The organism is Rahnella victoriana (genome assembly GCF_004330295.1).
GTDB classification, from domain to species: domain Bacteria; phylum Pseudomonadota; class Gammaproteobacteria; order Enterobacterales; family Enterobacteriaceae; genus Rahnella; species Rahnella victoriana.
This window is the reverse complement of record NZ_SJOJ01000080.1, coordinates 1-534: the sequence shown is the minus strand read 5'-3', so window position 1 is coordinate 534 and position 534 is coordinate 1. Positions and strand designations below refer to the sequence as shown.

Genomic DNA, 534 nt, shown 5'->3' with positions numbered 1-534 from the left:
CCGTAGGGGAACCTGCGGTTGGATCACCTCCTTACCTAAAGATACGCATTGTGCAGTGTCCACACAGATTGTCTGATAGAAAGTAACGAGCAGAAATACCTTAATAGGCTTGTAGCTCAGGTGGTTAGAGCGCACCCCTGATAAGGGTGAGGTCGGTGGTTCAAGTCCACTCAGGCCTACCAATTCCTTCCTCCTCTTCGTTGTCGCCATGTCTCGTTTGCACAAGCAAACTTCGCATGACTCCGCCTTGATGAGAAAGTAATTGGCTAACTCATCTTCCTGATGTGTTAGTGATTAAGGTATCTGTAAGTGACTGTATGGGGCTATAGCTCAGCTGGGAGAGCGCCTGCCTTGCACGCAGGAGGTCAGCGGTTCGATCCCGCTTAGCTCCACCATTACCGTACAGCCCCTAAATAATACTTCAGAGTGTATTGGAAACAGTATGCTGCGAAGTATTTTGCTCTTTAACAATCTGGAACAAGCTGAAAATTGAAAGTTTACAGCTGAACATCACTCTCCGTAGAAGTACTGAGT

At 47.4% G+C, this 534-nt stretch carries 2 tRNA genes; both read left to right on the top strand.

Annotated elements, in window-relative coordinates:
* The first annotated feature begins 105 nt into the window (after positions 1-105).
* A tRNA-Ile gene (locus EYY67_RS24395) sits at positions 106-182 on the top strand.
* 137 nt (positions 183-319) lie between these two features.
* Positions 320-395, top strand: a tRNA-Ala gene (locus EYY67_RS24390).
* The last annotated feature ends 139 nt before the right edge of the window (positions 396-534 follow it).